At 61.3% G+C, this 14,081-nt stretch carries 15 protein-coding genes and 1 pseudogene; 13 read left to right on the top strand and 3 right to left on the bottom strand.

Features of this window, described 5'->3' with window-relative positions; all coding sequences use genetic code 11:
- Positions 1 to 57: 57 nt before the first annotated feature.
- A complete protein-coding gene (locus AC0L2X_RS11735) occupies positions 58 to 228 on the bottom strand; it encodes a Flp family type IVb pilin (RefSeq protein ID WP_352488184.1) in 171 nt (56 codons plus the stop codon).
- Between the two features lie 343 nt (positions 229 to 571).
- On the opposite strand from AC0L2X_RS11735, the gene AC0L2X_RS11730 reads away from it, so the two are divergent.
- The 3 genes from AC0L2X_RS11730 to AC0L2X_RS11720 all read left to right on the top strand — a co-directional run bounded on the left by AC0L2X_RS11730 (position 572) and on the right by AC0L2X_RS11720 (position 2,358).
- Positions 572 to 994: a pilus assembly protein N-terminal domain-containing protein gene (locus AC0L2X_RS11730; protein ID WP_352455128.1), complete on the top strand. Its 423-nt coding sequence runs from the start codon at positions 572 to 574 to the stop codon at positions 992 to 994.
- A 152-nt stretch (positions 995 to 1,146) separates the two neighbouring features.
- A complete protein-coding gene (locus AC0L2X_RS11725; protein ID WP_352664241.1) occupies positions 1,147 to 1,707 on the top strand; it encodes a TadE/TadG family type IV pilus assembly protein in 561 nt (186 codons plus the stop codon).
- Between the two features lie 30 nt (positions 1,708 to 1,737).
- Entirely contained in the window at positions 1,738 to 2,358 is a 621-nt protein-coding gene (locus AC0L2X_RS11720) for a TadE/TadG family type IV pilus assembly protein (RefSeq protein ID WP_023676926.1), read from the top strand.
- 89 nt (positions 2,359 to 2,447) lie between these two features.
- On the opposite strand, the pseudogene AC0L2X_RS11715 reads toward AC0L2X_RS11720, so the two are convergent.
- Positions 2,448 to 2,576: pseudogene (locus AC0L2X_RS11715) on the bottom strand (phosphate/phosphite/phosphonate ABC transporter substrate-binding protein); the annotation flags it as partial.
- 160 nt (positions 2,577 to 2,736) lie between these two features.
- On the opposite strand from AC0L2X_RS11715, the gene AC0L2X_RS11710 reads away from it, so the two are divergent.
- From AC0L2X_RS11710 to AC0L2X_RS11670, 9 genes are all read left to right on the top strand, one after another.
- Positions 2,737 to 3,978 carry a phosphopentomutase gene (locus AC0L2X_RS11710; protein ID WP_473556445.1) on the top strand — a complete coding sequence of 414 codons (1,242 nt, stop codon included), beginning with the start codon at positions 2,737 to 2,739 and terminating at the stop codon, positions 3,976 to 3,978.
- Positions 3,971 to 4,861: a bifunctional DNA-formamidopyrimidine glycosylase/DNA-(apurinic or apyrimidinic site) lyase gene (gene mutM / locus AC0L2X_RS11705; RefSeq protein WP_473556348.1), complete on the top strand. Its 891-nt coding sequence runs from the start codon at positions 3,971 to 3,973 to the stop codon at positions 4,859 to 4,861. Before AC0L2X_RS11710 ends, mutM begins: the two co-directional genes overlap by 8 nt.
- 27 nt (positions 4,862 to 4,888) lie before the next feature.
- Complete coding sequence (locus AC0L2X_RS11700; protein WP_023719544.1) at positions 4,889 to 5,662, top strand: enoyl-CoA hydratase; 774 nt, start codon at positions 4,889 to 4,891, stop codon at positions 5,660 to 5,662.
- 160 nt (positions 5,663 to 5,822) lie between these two features.
- Positions 5,823 to 6,089 (top strand): 30S ribosomal protein S20, encoded by a 267-nt coding sequence (gene rpsT, locus AC0L2X_RS11695; RefSeq protein ID WP_023676922.1) that lies wholly within the window; start codon positions 5,823 to 5,825, stop codon positions 6,087 to 6,089.
- A gap of 837 nt (positions 6,090 to 6,926) precedes the next feature.
- Positions 6,927 to 8,474 (top strand): chromosomal replication initiator protein DnaA, encoded by a 1,548-nt coding sequence (gene dnaA, locus AC0L2X_RS11690; protein ID WP_473599827.1) that lies wholly within the window; start codon positions 6,927 to 6,929, stop codon positions 8,472 to 8,474.
- A 199-nt stretch (positions 8,475 to 8,673) separates the two neighbouring features.
- The gene (gene dnaN, locus AC0L2X_RS11685) at positions 8,674 to 9,792 is read left to right on the top strand and encodes a DNA polymerase III subunit beta (RefSeq protein WP_352488176.1); all 1,119 of its coding nucleotides are present in this window, start codon (positions 8,674 to 8,676) and stop codon (positions 9,790 to 9,792) included.
- A gap of 26 nt (positions 9,793 to 9,818) precedes the next feature.
- On the top strand, positions 9,819 to 10,967 hold the full coding sequence (gene recF / locus AC0L2X_RS11680; protein WP_473556352.1) for a DNA replication/repair protein RecF: 1,149 nt from the start codon (positions 9,819 to 9,821) through the stop codon (positions 10,965 to 10,967).
- 74 nt (positions 10,968 to 11,041) lie between these two features.
- Positions 11,042 to 11,803, top strand: a complete 762-nt coding sequence (locus AC0L2X_RS11675; RefSeq protein ID WP_352488174.1) for a molybdopterin-synthase adenylyltransferase MoeB — start codon at positions 11,042 to 11,044, stop codon at positions 11,801 to 11,803.
- Positions 11,800 to 12,288 (top strand): GNAT family N-acetyltransferase, encoded by a 489-nt coding sequence (locus tag AC0L2X_RS11670; RefSeq protein ID WP_473556355.1) that lies wholly within the window; start codon positions 11,800 to 11,802, stop codon positions 12,286 to 12,288. The genes AC0L2X_RS11675 and AC0L2X_RS11670 overlap by 4 nt, the downstream gene beginning before the upstream one ends.
- A gap of 63 nt (positions 12,289 to 12,351) precedes the next feature.
- Here AC0L2X_RS11670 and AC0L2X_RS11665 read toward each other — a convergent pair whose 3' ends face one another.
- A complete protein-coding gene (locus AC0L2X_RS11665) occupies positions 12,352 to 13,353 on the bottom strand; it encodes a 2-hydroxyacid dehydrogenase (RefSeq protein ID WP_473556358.1) in 1,002 nt (333 codons plus the stop codon).
- A gap of 157 nt (positions 13,354 to 13,510) precedes the next feature.
- Here AC0L2X_RS11665 and AC0L2X_RS11660 point away from each other — a divergent pair, with 157 nt between their 5' ends.
- Positions 13,511 to 14,068, top strand: a complete 558-nt coding sequence (locus AC0L2X_RS11660; protein ID WP_473556361.1) for an SH3 domain-containing protein — start codon at positions 13,511 to 13,513, stop codon at positions 14,066 to 14,068.
- Positions 14,069 to 14,081 lie beyond the last annotated feature (13 nt).

The following is a 14,081-nucleotide window of genomic DNA, read 5'->3' as shown; positions in this document are numbered from 1 at the left end:
AAATAAGGGCCGCCAGTGCGGCGGCCCTTATTTGGAGAACAAGCGAACCTGTTACGATCAGCTACCGCTCACCTTAGTGGAGATGGTGCTGAACTTGGCGTTCAGCGCGTTGCCGAGCGAGCCGGCGCCGACCATGATGGCAAGCGCGATAAGGGCGGCGATCAGACCGTATTCGATAGCGGTCGCGCCGGATTCGTCCTTCACAAAACGTGCGATGAGGTTAGACATTCGAGCTCCTACTCCAATTGTTACAGCACTTCCGTCAACTTCTCTTGGTGGCTGATCGGATACTGCGAATCTAAGGAGAAGCTGTTTCAATCGGCTTAATAAACAGGCTTACCGATTCCTTTCCCGCTTCGACGACATTGCGTGGTTAACCCAGAACTAAAATACCCGCCGCTGGGCCCACGGGCTGACAAAAGGCGCAAAAGGCGCAATTCGGCAAAGACGTTCCAGCCGTGCCGGCTGGGCCCAATGCCGGTTCCGGCTTAATCCTGAACTCCAGCCGCTTAACGGTTGGTTCACCAATCTCGTTCATGTTCTGTTGAACAGTTTGCCAGGGGGCGCCTCAATGGCCGGGCCGAGATCATCATTTCCAGTTGCCGTGCTTTTTGCCGCAGCGGCTTTCGCCTTTCCAGCCAAGGCCGGCGCCGGCATCGAGGTGACGATGAACCAGGCAAAAATTATCAAATTGTCGCGCGCCGCCGATACGATTGTCGTCGGCAATCCGGCGATCGCCGACGCCTCCGTGCAGGACGCATCGACCATCGTACTGACCGGCAAGGGATTTGGCGTCACCAATCTCGTCGTCCTCGACCAAGAGGGTAACCCGATCGTCGATGAGCAAATAACCGTCGTGCGCCAGGCAGCATCGTCGGTGCGCATCTATCGGCGTTCCGAAGTACAGACCATGTCCTGCGCGCCATATTGCGAAAGCTCGTATAAGAGCGATGCCGAGAAGGCCTCTGAAGCCGAAATGAGCGCCGGGCATTAGCTAGCCGACGTCTCCGCCTTTGACGGGAACGTGCTTCGGTTATCGCCGGGTTAAGGCCTTCCCATTGAATTTAACGGTCATTCCAACCGGACTTCAATCGGTTCCGACTAAGGGTGGGACCGATACAGAAGCGGCATCGGCGGGCAGAGGACATGAGCAAGGCAGGACGAGCAGGTTTTCCAAGACGGTTTCTGGGCGACCGCCGCGGGAGCACGGCGATCGAATTCGCCATGCTTGCAATTCCTTTCGCGCTTCTTGTCTTCGCCATCCTGGAGAGCTGCATTTCTTTTGCCGCACAGGAAGTGATGGCAAACGCCACCGACGACATCGCGCGCCAGCTGCGTACCGGCCAACTAAGACCGACCGATGTGTCCGGTACCAAGCTGCGGGATATGATCTGCACCAAATTGGAGATCATGGTCGCCAAGACCTGTCCCGGATTGCTGGTGGACTTGCGCGAATATCCGACCTTCGCCGATGCGGCGCTGGCCGGTTTCAAGATTCAGGATGGCGACGTCGTGCTGACCAAGGGCACGAGCACACAGACCTTCACCGTCGCACCTGGCCTGGCGGAGTCGAGAAACATGCTGCGGGTTTTTTACAAATGGCCGGTGATGACCGACTTCATGGCCAAATCGATGGCCAACCTGAAGGACGGCAAAACGCTGCATTTTGCTTCGATCACTTGGCAGAACGAGCCGTTCGACAACTGAACCACATAGTCGCTGGAAAAGGGCAAAGCCATGATTCGTGCGGGGGCACAGCTGGGCATCGCAGGGATTTGTACAAGAGCAGTCCGGCTTTGCTCGGACCGCCGCGGTATTGCGGCTGTCGAGTTTGCCCTCATCGTGCCTGTCCTGTTGATCATGTACTTTATGACAATGGAGGCCTCGCAAGCCATCGAGACCAGCAAAAAGGTCAGCCGCATCGGCAGCATGGTAGCGGATCTCGTCACGCAGCAGCAGACCGTCAAGGCGGCCGATGTCGATGCCATCATGGCGATCGGCAGTTCCACGCTGCAGCCCTACAACCGCTCGAAACCGAAGATCATTATCACGGCGATACAGGTGACGAACGAGACGACGCCGAAAGTCCTGGTCGTATGGTCGCGCAAACTGGTCGATGGCGTCTCTAGCGTCGACGCGGTCAAGGATTCCACCACAACTGTCCCGAGCGCGCTCAAGATCAAAGGCACTTTCCTCATTCGGGTCGAAAGCGATCTCGCGTACAAGCCAATCATCACCTGGTCGGCGGACGGCCAAAGCCGGTTCGGGTTGAGCTCGGTCTTCAATTCGATATCGATGGCGGAAACTTACTATCTGCGGCCGCGCAGGAGCCCGACCATTCCGTGCAGCGATTGCTGACGCCTGAAGCCCGCTAACGGGCTGTTGCTATTGCTTGCGACCGCGGGCCGAGACTAGAGCGGCCAGCACATAGTCCCTCGGACCGGCAACGGTTCGGCGACGATATCGATACGGAACGTTCCGATAACATCGCGCCAATCGGCTCGCGCCAGGTTTGCGCAAGACGCATCCAGCAGCAAAGCCAGTACGGCGGCGAATGCGTTCAGGGCAGGCCTCATGCGAGCTTCACGCCGCGCATTTCCATCGGCAGATCGACCATGCCGCGATTCGTCTCTCCCGGGCCAGCACGCCAAGCCGTGCCGTTCGGGTTTCCGAATTGCCAATGGCGGCGCGGAACCCTATGTCTGAGCCAACACGCAGGCAATGATGAACCATTCGATGGCACGCGCCTTCCTTTTTGTCCTCGACTCCTTCGGCATCGGCGGCGCGGCCGATGCCGAACGTTATGGCGATACCGGCTCCAATACGTTCGCACACATCGCGCGGGCCTGCGCGGAAGGCCGCGCCGATCGCGAAGGCCTGCGTGACGGGCCCCTTCTTGTACCAAACATGCTCGCGCTCGGCCTCGGCCAGGCCGCGGCAACGGCGACGGGTTTCAGGTTCGAGAATGGCGGCAGTGCCCCGCTTGCCACCGCCTTTCACGGGGCGGCCCAAGAGGTTTCGAGCGGCAAGGACACGCCATCGGGCCATTGGGAAATAGCCGGCCTGCCGGTCCGTTTCGACTGGGGTTACTTCCCGGACACGATTCCCGCCTTTCCAGCCGAATTGACCGAAGCAATGGTGCGTGAAGGGAAGGTGCCCGGCATCCTCGGTAATTGCCATGCTCCGGGCACCGAGATCATCGAACGGTTCGGCGAAGACCATATCCGCACCGGCAAGCCGATCTGCTACACCTCGATCGACTCCGTCCTGCAGATCGCCGCGCATGAGGTTCATTTCGGCCTGGAACGGCTTTACGAGTTCTGCAAGGTGGTGCGCAGGCTCGTCGATCAGCTGAATATCGGCCGCGTCATCGCGCGGCCGTTTATCGGTGAAACCGCCGCCACGTTCGAGCGAACGCATAATCGTCGCGACTATGCCGTACCGCCGCCGGAACCGACGCTGCTCGACCGGCTGACGGCGCGCGGCGGCCGGGTTATCGCCGTCGGCAAGATCGGCGACATTTTCGCCCATCGTGGGATCTCGGAAGTCCGCAAGGCTGCCGGCAACATGGCAATGTTCGACAAAGCGCTTGGCGCCATGGAAGATGCCCGCGACGGCGACCTCGTCTTCGCGAACTTTGTCGACTTCGACACCGAGTTCGGGCATCGGCGCGACGTTGCGGGGTATGCCGCCGCACTCGAAGCTTTCGACCGGCGCCTGCCCGAGGCATTCGCACGGCTGAGGCCAGGCGATCTGCTCATTTTGACCGCCGATCACGGCAACGATCCGACGTGGCGCGGCACCGATCACACACGCGAGCGAATTCCGGTTATCGGGACACGGCCGGGTTTCAAAGGCGCAGACATCGGACTGAGGACGACGTTTGCCGACATCGGCGAAACCGTGGCCGAACATCTCGGGCTGGCGCGCGGCCGTTACGGCACCTCCTTCCATGCCACGATAGATGGCCATGCCTGAGCTGCCGGAGGTCGAAACAGTCAGGCGCGGCCTGCAGCCGGCCCTTGAAGGTGCCCGCATTGTCGTTGTCGAGGCACGCCGGCCGGATTTGCGGTTTCCGTTCCCCGAGAGATTTTCGGAGCGGCTGACCGGCAAGACGATTGCGGCGCTCGGCCGCCGTGCCAAATATCTGACGATCCACGTGGACAACGGCCCGGTTTTGATCTGCCATCTCGGCATGTCGGGTTCGTTTCGCATCGAAACGGCCGACGAGAGCGCAACGCCCGGCGCGTTCCACCACGAACGTTCAAAAAATAGCGCTCACGATCACGTGGTCTTCGACATCGCATCACCTGCCGGCGTCCGCTCTCGCGTGATCTTCAACGACCCGCGCCGCTTCGGGTTCATGCTATTTTCGGAAGGCGAGCCCGACATGCATCCGATGCTGGCGGGATTGGGCGTCGAGCCTACAGGAAATGCACTGGACGGCGCGCTGCTCGCTTCGTTGCTGAAAGGTCGCAAGTCACCGCTGAAAGCGGCACTTCTGGACCAGAGGCTGATCGCCGGGCTAGGCAATATCTACGTCTCGGAAGCGCTTTGGCGGGCCGGCCTGTCGCCGCTGCGCGAAGCGGGCACCCTCGCGAGAGCCGGCAAGAAAGCCAAAGAGCAGAGCGAACGCCTGGCCGAAGCAATCCGCTCGGTCGTCGCCGATGCGATCGCCGCCGGCGGCTCGTCGTTGCGCGATTATATGCAGACCGATGGATCGCTGGGCTACTTCCAGCATTCCTTCGCGGTTTACGATCGCGAGGGCGAAGCCTGCTCCAAGCCTGGTTGTGGCGGCCACATCGAGCGTATCGTGCAAAGCGGTCGTTCGACTTTCCACTGCCGGACCTGTCAGGCTTGAACCAGAAGCGAGGAGGAGGAGCAAAGCATGGGCTACGAAACCATCATCGTCGAAACCCGCGGCAAGGTCGGGCTGATTACGCTGAACCGGCCGCAGGCGCTCAACGCGCTGAATTCACAAGTGCTGGCGGAACTGGTCGCGTCGGTGAATAGCATGGGCGCCAATGCCGACATTGGCGCCATGGTCATCACTGGTTCGGAAAAGGCTTTCGCGGCAGGTGCCGACATCAAGGAAATGCAGTCGATCTCCTATGTGGATGCCTATCTGCAGGACTTCTTCGTCGGCTGGGAAGAATTTACGCGAGCACGAAAGCCGATCATCGCGGCGGTGGCGGGTTATGCGCTGGGCGGCGGCTGCGAACTGGCGATGATGTGCGACTTCATCATCGCCGCCGACACCGCCAAGTTTGGCCAGCCCGAGATCACGCTGGGCGTCATGCCCGGCATGGGCGGGTCGCAGCGCCTGACCCGCTTCGTCGGCAAGTCGAAAGCGATGGACATGTGCCTGACGGGGCGAATGATGGACGCAGCCGAGGCCGAGCGTTCCGGCCTTGTCTCGCGCGTCGTACCAGCCGGCGAGTTGATCGAGGAAGCGCTTAAGGCAGCGGCCAAGATCGCCGGTTTTTCCTTGCCGTCGGTGATGATGGCAAAGGAGGCCGTCAACCGCGCCTATGAGACGACGCTGACAGAGGGTCTGCGGTTCGAGCGCCGGCTGTTTCATTCGCTGTTTGCGCTGGATGACCAGAAGGAAGGCATGGCGGCCTTTACCGGCAAGCGGAAGCCGAATTTCACGAACCGATGAGATGACGAAGGCGCCGGTCAAAAAGAAAGCGCTGCAGCGTTGACGCGCCGGAAAAGCTGAACTATAAGCCGCACCAACCGAGGCGGCCCTGTGGCTGCCCGTTTGTTTTTTGCGCCCTGCGGTATCCCGCAAGCGCCCACCAGATCAGAAGAGAGGCACCATGGCCAATACCTCCTCGGCCAAAAAGGCAACGCGCAAGATCGCCCGTCGCGCAGCGATCAACAAGAACCGCCGCTCCCGCGTCCGGACCTACATCCGCCAGGTCGAAGAGGCGCTCGCGGCTGGCGACAAGGCGGCCGCACAGGCTGCCTTCAAGGTGGCCGAGCCGGAATTGATGCGCGCCGCGACCAAGGGCGTGGTGCACAAGAACACGGCATCGCGCAAGGTGTCGCGGCTGGCCCAACGGGTCAAGGTGCTGTCAGCCTAATATATCCATCCTGAACTGCGCTTCTTCAAACCCGGCCAATCGCGCCGGGTTTTTTCGTTTGCCGGCAAGTACTTAAAAGAAAGCCCGCAAAACGGCGCTCCGCGAGCATTTCAAAGTTCGAAATGCTTTGCCGGCATATACATGCCCGCTCATATTCGGAGCCTCCGAAACCGCCCATACGAAAATTTCCGAGCGTCACAGATTACCGTTTCTTTTCAGGAGCTTACCGATGGTGATCCACAGCTTGTTCACATCAGCTGCAGCCGATAGGCGACAATTGGCTGTCAAGTGAATTATTTCAGAAAATTTCGCGTTGTGTGGCCTTTTTCATATTCGGCGGAAAAGGGTTTGAATCACAATGGCTTTGTCAAAATCAACTGTTGCAGCACGGCATCCGAAACGTGCCTTGCTAGGCAGATTCCTTAAAAATCCGTTAGGGGTGGCCTTGCCCTATCCACAGCGATTTCGGTAATGTCTGTCCATCGAAGGGACGGGCCCTTGGCCCTTGACCAGCCTGAAACCGGCCAGCTCAAATTGGCAGAGTTTACAGCGCGGATTCAACTCCGCGGACGGGTTGGTTTGTCTTTTCGATACGGTAGGGGACTGGCGTAATTGTACATGGCAGGTCGACGGTGCGCCGGCGGTTTTTCGCCGGACGGCATTTTGTTGCCCTGACATGACCAAGGCGGATCGGCTCTTCGGCGCCGGACCGACAACGAGGCGATTCATCGGCCGGCGGCGGCGATGGTGTCGCAGCGAAGACACGGTCGCCGGAAACATGGATGCAGGAGGCGCATCCCCGGCGGAAAACAGGTACAAGAGACAAGGAACTCGATCATGCAGAGCGGCGGCATCGAAAGGGAGCTTACAGGCGACCTCCCATTTCCTGGAACGTTAATCGGAAGGAACGACATGGCGGCTTCCAATGAAGCTGAACAGAAGTTCGATCGGGTCAAGGCCCAGTTGAAGGCTCGTCTGGGAACCGAGGTCTATTCGAGCTGGTTCGGGCGCATGAAGGTCGCTGAATCCTCCAAGGGCATTGTCCGCATCTCTGTGCCAACCGCATTCCTGCGTTCATGGATCAACGGCCACTATCTCGATCTTATCACCGAGTTGTGGAAGCACGAGGATCCGGAGATCCTCAAGATCGAAATCGTGGTTCGTACCGCCACACGCCAGGGCCGCAACAGCGTCGAGCCAGAAATGGCCCCGGCGCGCAAGATGACCAGGCAGACGCAAACCGCGCTCTCTGCCGGCACGGCGAGCCCCAGCAGGGTCGAACGGGTCCCGGCACCCCGCCCGGGGATGCCGGCAGAAACCGAGTTCCGGCACAATGTTCTCGGTTCGCCGCTCGATCCACGCTACACTTTCACCTCCTTCATCGAAGGACCATCGAACCGAGTGGCTTTTGCCGCCGCCAAGGCGGTCGCGGAATCGCAGTCGAGCGCGGTGCGTTTCAATCCACTCTTTCTCCACGCGACGGTCGGGCTGGGCAAAACGCATCTGTTGCAGGCGATCGCCGCAGAATCGCTGAAGCAGAATCCGAAATCGCGGGTCGTCTATCTGACGGCTGAGTATTTCATGTGGCGGTTCGCCACCGCGATCCGCGACAACAACGCACTGACGCTGAAAGAACAGCTGCGCGACATCGACCTCCTCATCATCGACGACATGCAGTTCCTGCAGGGCAAGTCGATCCAGCACGAATTCTGCCATTTGATCAACATGCTGCTCGACAGCGCCAAGCAAGTGGTGGTCGCTGCCGACCGGCCGCCGTCGGAATTGGAGTCGCTGGAGCCTCGCGTCCGCTCGCGCCTCAACGGCGGCGTCGCGCTGGAAATGTCAGCCCCGGATTTCGCTATGCGTATCGGTATGCTCAAGCTCAGGCTTGCCACCGCCAAGATCGACGATGCGTCGCTCGATATTTCCGAAGAGATCCTCAACCACGTCGCCCGCACGGTGACCGGCAGCGGACGCGAGCTCGAAGGTGCCTTCAACCAGCTTTTGTTTCGCCAATCCTTCGAACCGCAGATCACCATCGACCGCATCGACGAGATCCTTGGCCACATCTATCGTTCGGGCGAACCGAAGCGGGTACGTATCGAGGACATCCAGCGCATCGTCGCGCGCCACTACAACGTGTCGAAGACCGAACTTCTGTCCAACCGGCGCACACGCACCATCGTCAAGCCACGGCAGGTCGCCATGTATCTGTCGAAGGTGATGACGCCGCGCTCGCTGCCGGAGATTGGGCGGCGGTTCGGCGGCCGTGACCATACGACCGTGCTGCATGCGGTGCGCAAGATCGAGGATCTTTCCGGTGCCGACAACACACTGGCGCAGGAACTTGAATTGCTGAGAAGGCTGATCAACGACCAGGCCTGACGGCCCGAAAAACGCCGGCTCGCGGACTTCGGCCTTTTTATCCCCAGAAAGCCCGTGCAGCCGGCCCGAACCGGTGGCGCGGGCTTGCGTTTGCCGGGTTTTTCCTGTCAGTTTACGCAGATTCTGAGCCTGTTCAGACCTTTCGCGGGGCGCCGCTTGCCGGAGACCCGTTCATTCATTCAAGCGAGCCTGTTTCGTCATGCGTGTTATCTTGGAACGGTCAAATCTCCTGAAGTCGCTCAACCATGTTCACCGCGTGGTCGAGCGGCGCAACACCATTCCGATCCTGTCGAATGTGCTGCTCAGCGCCGAGGGGGCCAGCCTTGAAATGAAGGCGACCGACCTCGACTTGGAGGTGACCGAAGCAACACCGGCAAAGGTCGAGCGTGGCGGGGCGACGACGGTCCCGGCACATCTGCTCTACGACATCGTGCGCAAGCTTGCCGACGGCGCGGAGGTGGCGCTGAAGACCGACGAAGACGGCAACGCCATGACGGTGACGTCGGGGCGCTCGAGCTTCCGCCTGCAATGCCTGCCGCAGTCCGACTTTCCCGAGCTTTCAGCCGGGTCGTTCTCGCATATTTTCCGGCTCGATTCCGTCGGACTAAAGGGGCTCATCGAAAAGACCCAGTTCGCCATCTCGACCGAGGAGACGCGCTATTATCTGAACGGCATCTATCTGCACACGCACGAAGCCGGCGGCAAGCTGAAGCTGCGCTCGGTCGCGACCGATGGCCACCGGCTGGCGCGCGCCGAGATCGATGCGCCGGCAGGCTCTGAGGGCATGCCTGGCGTCATCATCCCGCGAAAGACGGTCAGCGAGCTGCAAAAGCTGGTCGACGATCCCGATGTTGCAGTGACCACCGAGCTGTCGGACACCAAGATCCGTTTCACCATCGGCAGCGTCATCTTGACCTCCAAGCTGATCGACGGCACTTTCCCGGACTACCAGCGCGTCATTCCGACCGGCAACGACAAGAAGCTGATTATCGATCGCCAGAGTTTCGCCGCTGCCGTCGATCGCGTTTCGACCATTTCGTCCGAACGCGGCCGGGCGGTGAAGCTTACGATCGCCGAAGGGCAGGTCACGCTTGCGGTCAACAATCCGGATTCGGGCAGTGCCACCGAGGAATTGGCGGCCGACTATTCGTCCGATCCGATCGAGATCGGCTTCAACGCCAAATACCTGCTCGACGTTGCCGCGCAACTGACCGGCACGGAGGCGAAGTTCATGCTGGCGGATGCCGGTTCCCCGACGCTGATCCACGACATGGCCGACGAGACCGCGCTCTACGTGCTGATGCCGATGCGGGTGTAGGGCCCGAACGGGGCCATCTTGCTGTCGTGACCAGATCTGCAAAACCGAAGCAGACCTACATAAGTAAGCTTACACTTACGAATTTCCGCAACTATGCGGCGTTGGCAATCGACCTTGATCCCGGCGCTGTGGTTTTCTCCGGCGACAATGGCGCCGGCAAGACTAATCTGCTTGAAGCGATCTCGCTGCTCACGCCAGGCCGCGGCCTGCGCCGCGCACCCTATGCCGAGGTGGCGCGCGAAGGCGGCGACGGTGGCTTTGCGCTGCATGCCCGGCTCGACGGACCGGAAGGCCAGGTCGAGATCGGTACCGGGATTGCTGGCAGCGACGGCGAAGGCGGCAGGCGGGTGCGGATCAACGGCGCAGCCGCGCGCTCAGCCGAAGACATGCTGGAATGGCTGCGCGTGGTCTGGCTGACACCGGCCATGGACGGGCTGTTCCCCGGGCCGGCGGCCGACCGCCGGCGCTTCCTCGACCGGCTGGTGCTGGCGATCGATCCCGGCCACGGCCAGCGCGCGCTTGACTACGAAAAGGCAATGCGCGGCCGCAACAGGCTGCTCGCCGACGGTTCACGCGACGGTGCCTGGTTCGATGCGATCGAGATGCAAATGGCCGAGACCGGCGTGGCAATTGCCGCGGCGCGTGCCGAACTGGTGCGCCTGCTCGCCGGCATGATCGACCGGCTGCCCGGCGATGGACCGTTCCCGCAAGCCGACATCGGCATCTCGGGCGAACTGGAAGGCGAAATCGGTATGTTGCCGGCCGTCGACGTCGAGGAACGGTTCCGTCGTGCGCTTGGCCAGGGGCGCGACCGCGACCGCACCGCCGGACGCACGCTCGACGGTCCGCACCGTTCCGACCTTGTGGTGCGCCACCGGCCCAAGGCGATGCCGGCCGAGCTCTGTTCGACCGGCGAGCAGAAGGCGCTGCTGGTCGGCATTGTCTTGTCGCATGCGCGGCTAACCGGCGAGATGTCGGGCATGACGCCGATCCTGCTGCTCGACGAGATTGCTGCCCATCTCGACGGCGGTCGACGGGCGGCCTTGTTCTCGATCCTGGAGGAGCTGAACTGCCAGGCTTTCATGACCGGGACCGATGCCGCATTGTTTGACAGCCTCAAGGGACGCGCGCAGTTCCTGACCGTCGATCACGGTACGGTCAGGCCGACCATTTGAACTTCGTCCATGGCACATTTCTGAGCCGCATGGATGGCGCTGACAAGCTTTCTCCTCCGCTATATGGTCCGGCGATGATCACAGCCGCCCTCACCGATGAAGAACTCGAACGCTACGCCCGCCACATCGTGCTGCCCGAAATCGGCGGCGCCGGCCAGCAGCGGCTGAAGCGGGCGCGGGTGCTGGTCATCGGCGCCGGCGGATTGGGAGCGCCGGTGCTCGAATATCTCGCCGCCGCAGGGATTGGCACCCTCGGTATCGTCGACGACGACATCGTTTCGCTTTCCAACCTGCAACGACAAGTGATCCACGCCACGGGCGATGTCGGCGTGGCGAAAACCGACAGCGCCAGGGCGGCGATCGTCCGCATCAATCCAAACGTCGTCGTGGAAGAGCACAATTTCAGGCTGACCGTGGACAACGCCCCTGCTCTCATTGCCCGTTATGACATCGTCGTTGACGGCTCCGACAATTTCGAGACACGCTACGCGGTAGCCGACGCCTGCGCCGCCGAGGGCCGGCCGCTCGTGCATGCGGCCGTTGGCCGCTTCGACGGCTCGGTCACCGTGTTGAAGCCGTTCGAAACCGGTCCGGACGGCACGTTGAACCCAAGCTACCGCGATCTCTTTCCCGAGGCGCCGCCGCCGGGACTGGTGCCATCCTGTGCGGTGGCCGGCATTGTCGGCGCGCTGACCGGGGTCATCGGCACGCTGCAGGCCATGGAAGCGATCAAGCTGATCACCGGGATTGGCGAGCCGCTGGTCGGACGACTGCTGCTCTACGATGCGCTGGCGGCACGCTTCGACACGATCCGCTACAAGCGAACCAGCCGGTGAGCCTGCCTGCCGACGTTTCCATCGTGCAGCTTGCGGCCGATTTCGACCGTTGGGACGAGGTGCTGGCGCTGGTCATGCGCGCCTTCGCCTTCATGGACGGGGTTATTGACCCGCCGTCCTCGGCGCATCGGCTCACCGTTGAAAATCTCAGGGCTAGAGCGCTGGAGGAGACAGCATTCCTGGCGCTGAAGGAAAACGAGATCGTCGGTTGCGTCTTCGTCCTGAAGCGGGCAGACGACTTCTATATTGGAAAGCTCGCGGTCGAGCCGGTTCTTCAGGGACAAGGCGTTGGAAAACAGCTGATGCAGGCCGTCGAAGATCTTGCCCGCAGCCACAAAAGGACCGCCATCGAGCTCCAGACCCGGATCGAGCTGACCGGAAATCACGTAGCCTTTGCCCGCCTCGGTTTTCGAGAAACCGAACGGACAGCGCACAAGGGCTACGACCGGCCGACCTCAATCACCATGCGCAAGGCTCTTTCGTAAGCCAACGCTATCCAAAAGTGAGCAAGCCGCGCCGCGACCAGAATTCGCTGGCATGGCGGCCGATCACGCCCGCAGCGGCAGCACGCGGTCGGGCGGACGATGACCGTCGAAGAAGGCGCGGATGTTGATGATCACCTTCTCGCCCATGTCGATACGGCCTTCGAGCGTCGCCGAACCCATATGTGGCAACAGCACGACCTTGCCTTTGTGGGCGAGCTTCAGCAGCTTGCTGTTCAGCGCCGGCTCATGCTCGTAGACGTCGAGGCCGGCGCCGGCGATCTTGCCGTCATGGATGAGCTTGACCAGCGATTCCTCATCGATGATATCGCCGCGCGCGGTGTTGACTATGTAAGCTGACGGTTGCAGAAGCGCCAGCCGCCGCGCCGAAAGCAGGTGGAAGGTTGCCGGTGTCGATGGACAATTGACCGAGATAATGTCCATGCGGGCGAGCATCTGGTCGAGGCTTTCCCAATACGTCGCTTCCAACTCGTCCTCGATTGCCGGCAGCACGCGGTGGCGGTTGTGGTAGTGGATCGAGAGGCCAAAGGCCTTGGCGCGCCTGGCGACGGCGGTGCCGATGCGACCCATGCCGACAATGCCGAGCCGTTTGCCCCAGATGCGCCTGCCGAGCATCCAGGTCGGCGACCAGCCCGCCCATTTCTTGTCGCCGGTCAGCACGTTGGCGCCTTCGGCCAGCCGCCGCGGCACGGCCAGCATCAGCGCCATGGTCATGTCGGCTGTATCTTCGGTCAACACGTTCGGCGTGTTGGTGACGGTGATGCCTTTCTTGGCCGCTGCCGCAACATCGATCTTGTCGACGCCATTGCCGAAATTGGCGATCAGCTTGAGGTTTTCGCCGGCTTGGGCAATCAGCGCCGCGTCGATATTGTCGGTTATAGTCGGCACCAGGACGTCGGCCTCCTTGACCGCCGCCACCAGTTCCGGCTGCGTCATCGGCCTGTCCTCGACATTCAAGCGGGCGTCGAACAACTCGCGCATGCGGGTCTCGACCGGGTCGGGCAACTTGCGCGTGATGACGACGAGGGGCTTCTTTTTGCCTGCCATTGTTTCCTCGAACCCGATCTCGTTGAGACCTCTTTAACCAAGAACGGCGAAACTGAGAGCCGATCGCGGTACCGGTCATCCATGTAACAAGCGGTTCCGCCGAAGACAAAGAAAAATGGGCGCGAACGCCGATGGGCGGGCGCCGAAAGGAACGAAAGTGTCTGGTTTCGCGTCGCTCCGCCTGACCCTCAGTGCAGCATTCCTCGGCGCTCTCATCCATAGCCCACCAGTGATGGCGCAAAGTGCCGCGGCACCCGCCCAGAGCGTCACGCTCGGACCAAGCGGCTTGCCGCTGCCGCGCTTCGTCAGCCTGAAATCCGGCCGCGTCAACTCGCGCGTTGGGCCGGGGGTCAACTATTCCGTCGACTGGATGTATATGAAGCCAGGCCTGCCGATGGAGATCATCCAGGAGTTCGATACGTGGCGCCGGGTGCGCGATGCCGATGGCTCGGAAGGCTGGATCAACCAGTCGCTGCTTTCGGGCCGCCGCACGGCGATCGTCGCCCCCTGGCAGCGCGGCAAGGACGGTCGCGTCAACCTCCTCGACGATCCGGCAAAAGATGCAGGCGTCATTGCGATCCTCGAACCGGGGGTGATGGGCACGATCAAGTCCTGCGATGGCCAATGGTGCGAAATGACCTTCGACGGCCATACCGGCTGGCTCGCACAGTCGCTCGTCTGGGGTGCCTATCCCGGCGAAAAGGTCAAGAACTGACCTTTCCGAACCG

Source organism: Mesorhizobium sp. WSM4828, from assembly GCF_055811175.1.
This window is presented reverse-complemented; position numbering and strand designations above follow the sequence as displayed.